The sequence below is a fragment of the uncultured Amnibacterium sp. genome, assembly GCF_964244015.1.
Taxonomy (GTDB): Bacteria; Actinomycetota; Actinomycetes; order Actinomycetales; family Microbacteriaceae; genus Amnibacterium.
Genome location: NZ_CAXTHO010000188.1, coordinates 1 through 3,648, shown reverse-complemented (window position 1 = coordinate 3,648; position 3,648 = coordinate 1). Strand labels below are relative to the sequence as shown.

Below are 3,648 nucleotides of genomic sequence, written 5' to 3'. Positions count from 1 at the left end.
CGCGCAGGCCCCGAACGACATCGACGCCGTCCATCCCGGGAAGGCGGCGGTCCAGAACGATCGCCTCGAAGTCGCCGTCGCGAGCGGCGGCGAGGCCGGCGAGCCCGTCCGGGACGAGGGTCACGACGTACTCCTCCGCGAGCACCTCGAACATCAGCGGCCCGAGTTCGGCGTCGTCCTCGACCAGCAGGAGCGGCGGAGCGGACCGCCCGTTCGCCGCCCTCGCCATCGCCACAGTGTCGCTCATCGCGCCGACGCCCGCTCGATGCGGCCCGGTCGCACCTCCTGCTCGGCTGGCACCGCCCGCTCGCGGCGGAGGCGCCGGTACTCCCAGGTGACGAGTGTGATCACGACGACGTCGAGCACAGCGAGGACCGTGCCGCCGACCGCCGGAGCCGCGTCCAGGTCGGCCAGCTGGACGACGAGCAGGACGCTGAGCGCCGTGAGCGCCCGCGGGGAGCAGCGGATCGCCCGCCGGAGCAGCGCGGTCACGGTGAGCAGCTTCGCGAGCCCGTGCACCAGCAGGAATACGGCGAGGGGTGCGGTTCCGGTCACCAGCCCGCCATCCGCGGCGGCGATGGAGGAGGCCGCCGCGTCCCGGAGCGGCGGCGTGCCCTCGGCGAGCTCGGCGGCGAGCGCCTCGAGCGCGCTCCCCGTCAGGCGCGGCGCGACGAGCAGGATCAGGCCGGCGACGAACTCGATCAGGCCGTCGAATCCCGTGATCGCGATGACGACGGCGTATCCGTGCTCGAACGTCGAGCGGGCGGGTCGCGCGCGGTTCAGCACGCGACGACGGTCCACCTCCACCGCTCAGGAACCGCCAAGACGCTGCGCCGACGAGCTCTGCTTCCTGTGTCCTGCTCGCTCGCTCAGCGCCCGCGCAGCTCGGGGAACGCGTCGTCGCGCCACTCGTCGGGGAACGTGCGCTGCTCGCGCGCGGCGTCCGCCTCCCGCTCTCGCAGCTCGACGCGGCGGATCTTGCCCGAGATCGTCTTCGGCAGCTCGAAGAACTCGAGGCGCCGCACCCGCTGGTACGGCGGCAGCTGCGTGCGGGCGTGCCGGAGGAGGGCGAGCGCGGTCGCCTCGTCGGCGGCCCAGCCGGGCGCGAGCGCGACGTACGCCTTCACGGCGTTCAGCCGGGTCTCCTCCGGCGCCGGCACGACGGCCGCCTCCATCACGGCGGGGTGCTCGATCAGCACGCTCTCCACCTCGAACGGCGAGACCTTGTAGTCGGAGGACTTGAAGATGTCGTCGGTGCGGCCGATGAAGGTGATGACGCCGTCGTCGTCGCGCTGGGCGACGTCGCCGGTGCCGTAGTACCGGTCGGTCGATGCCGCGCCCGTCCCCGCGATGCCGAGGTAGCCCGCCATCAGGAACGGCGCGGGCCGCGCGAGGTCGAGGCAGATCTCCCCCTCGTCCGCCGGCTCGCCGGAGATCGGGTCCACGAGGGTGATGGCGACGCCCGGCAGCGGGACGCCCATCGAGCCGCTCTTCACCGGGCTGCCCGGGGTGTTCGCGATCGTCGCCGTGGTCTCCGTCTGCCCGTAGCCGTCACGGATGGTGAGACCCCACGCGGCACGGATCTGCTCGATGACCTCGGGATTCAGCGGCTCGCCGGCGGAGAGCGCCTCCCGGAGGCCCGACGGGCGCGCACCGAGGTCGGCGCGGATCAGCATCCGCCACACCGTCGGCGGGGCGCAGAAGGTCGTGACCCCGGCGCTGTCGAGCTGACCACGCAGCACCGCGGGATCGAAGCGCGCGGTGTTGGAGACGAAGATCGTCGCCTCCGCGATCCACGGCGCGAAGAAGCAGCTCCACGCGTGCTTGGCCCACCCGGGCGAGCTGATCGCGAGGTGCACGTCGCCCGGTTGCAGCCCGAGCCAGTACATCGTCGTCAGGTGCCCGACCGGATACGAGACGCGGGTGTGCACGACCATCTTCGGCCGGCTCGTGGTGCCGGAGGTGAAGTAGACGAGGCATGGATCGTCCGAGCCGACGGGGACGACCGGTCGGTCGCCGGTCCACGACGCGGCGTCGCCGTAGTCCGCCCAGCCGTCGACGGGTCCGCCGACGGCGATGCGGGTGAGCCCTTCGAGCGCGGCGAACTTCCCGGTGTCGGCCGCGTTCGCGATCACGTGCTTCACGAGGCCGCGCTCGACCCGGTCGGCGAGGTCGTGGGCGGCGAGGACGACCGTGGTCGGCAGGATGACCGCCCCGATCTTCATCACCGCGAGCATCGACTCCCACAGCTCGACCTGGTTGCCGAGCATGAGCATCACGTGGTCCCCCGGCCGGACGCCCTGGGCGGCGAGCCAGGCGCCGACCCGGTCGGAGCGCGCTCGCATCGCCTCGAACGAGACGCGCTGCTCGCGCCCGTCCTCCTCCACGATCCAGAGGGCGGTGCGCTCGTTCCCGGCCGCGATGCGGTCGAACCAGTGGGTTGCCCAGTCGAACGACGGGCCGACGTCGGGCCAGACGAACGTGTCGGCGGCCTGCCGGTGGTCCTCCCGCAGGGTGATCAGGCGGTCGCGGGCAGCGCGGAAGACCTCGACGGCGTCCATGGCCTCATCATGCCTCGCCGCGATCGGTCGCCGGTCCACAGGTGGGCGCCGGAGACTGCTCGCCATGCCTCGACGTGCCTCTCGCCTGCTCTCCCTGATCGGTCGTCGCGCCGCGGAGGCGGTGGCCGGGCTGCCCGCCGGCTCGGCCGACTACGCCGTCACGCGCGACCTGCGCACCGCGATGCGGGACGGCGTCGAGCTGCTCGGCGACCTGTACGGCCCGCGCGACTCCGGCCCCGCGCCGGTGGTGCTGATCCGCACGCCCTACGGCAGGGCGTCGCTCGGCAGCCGCCTGTTCGCGGTCGTGCTGGCGCGGCGCGGGTTCCCGGTCTTCGTGCAGGCGACCCGCGGCACCTTCGGCTCGGGCGGCGTGTTCCGGCCCTACACGAGCGAGCACGAGGACGGGCTCGACACCCTCGCGTGGGTGCGGGCCCAGCGCTGGAGCGACGGGCGCGTCGCGACGACCGGCGGCAGCTACTTCGGGCACACGCAGTGGGCGGTCGCGCCGTACGCGGATCCGCCGCTCGTATCCGCCTCCCTCCACGTCACCGGCGCCCGCATCAGCGGGCTGCTCTCCGAGCACGGGGTCCCCGCCGTGCTGAACGGCCTGACCTGGAGCGAGACGCTCGCGCGGCAGGACCGGCCCTTCCCCGAGCCGCTGCTCCGCGGCATCGGCCGACGACGACGCGTCGCGCGAGCGCTCGGCGTGAGGCCGTTGCGGGAGGCGGACATCGCCGCGACCGGCGAGCGCGGGCTGTTCTGGCGGGACCTCGCCGACCACTCGCAGCCGGACGACCCGTTCTGGCACGTCGCCGACCACGACGGCGCGGCGCTCGACCGGATGCCGCCGGTGAACATGGTCACCGGCTGGTGGGATCTGTTCCTCCAGCTGCAGCTGCACGACTACACGCGGCTCCGCGACGCCGGCGTCCCCGCACGGCTGACGGTGGGTCCGTGGCTGCACGGGGTGATGCCGGAGGTGCGGGAGATGCTCCGGACCGACCTGGTCCACCTCGAGCACCACCTGCACGGCGGCCCCGCGCCCGAGGGGCCGCCCGTGCGGGTCTGGCTGCAGAACGCGGACCGC

General features: G+C 73.6%; 4 protein-coding genes. 1 reads left to right on the top strand and 3 read right to left on the bottom strand.

The window, feature by feature from the left end; genetic code table 11:
• The 3 genes from ACFE67_RS14525 to ACFE67_RS14515 form a co-directional block, all read right to left on the bottom strand.
• A partial coding sequence (locus ACFE67_RS14525) for a response regulator (RefSeq protein WP_375407587.1) occupies window positions 1-247 on the bottom strand: 247 nt, incomplete at its 3' end.
• Complete coding sequence (locus ACFE67_RS14520; RefSeq protein WP_375407586.1) at window positions 244-786, bottom strand: DUF2127 domain-containing protein; 543 nt, start codon at window positions 784-786, stop codon at window positions 244-246. The genes ACFE67_RS14520 and ACFE67_RS14525, both read right to left, overlap by 4 nt.
• A gap of 83 nt (window positions 787-869) precedes the next feature.
• Window positions 870-2,561: an AMP-binding protein gene (locus tag ACFE67_RS14515; RefSeq protein ID WP_375407585.1), complete on the bottom strand. Its 1,692-nt coding sequence runs from the start codon at window positions 2,559-2,561 to the stop codon at window positions 870-872.
• A 64-nt stretch (window positions 2,562-2,625) separates the two neighbouring features.
• On the opposite strand from ACFE67_RS14515, the gene ACFE67_RS14510 reads away from it, so the two are divergent.
• Window positions 2,626-3,648: CocE/NonD family hydrolase (locus ACFE67_RS14510; RefSeq protein ID WP_375407584.1), on the top strand; the 1,023-nt coding region annotated here is incomplete at its 3' end.